The sequence below is a fragment of the Seonamhaeicola marinus genome (assembly GCF_008085455.1).
Genome location: NZ_VSDQ01000876.1, coordinates 1 through 282 on the forward strand (window position 1 = coordinate 1; position 282 = coordinate 282).

At 31.6% G+C, this 282-nt stretch carries 1 protein-coding gene; it reads left to right on the forward strand.

What is annotated here, in order from left to right:
- Positions 1 to 282: thioredoxin family protein (locus FUA24_RS24550; protein ID WP_148546069.1), on the forward strand; the 282-nt coding region annotated here is incomplete at both ends.

Genomic DNA, 282 nt, shown 5'->3' on the forward strand with positions numbered 1-282 from the left:
TTCAAAAAAAGACACCTAAAAAAATAATGATGGATGTTTACACCAATTGGTGTGGCCCTTGTAAAATGTTAGATAGAAACACATTTCAAAATCAGCAGGTAGCAAATTACGTGAATGAACATTATTATGCTGTAAAATTTAATGCTGAAGGAAATGACCAAATAACTTTTGATGGTAAAACATTTAGCAACCCAAATTACAATCCGGCTAATGCAAACCGAAGAAATTCACCACATGAATTATCAAGATATTTTCAAATACAAGCATACCCAACCATTGTAT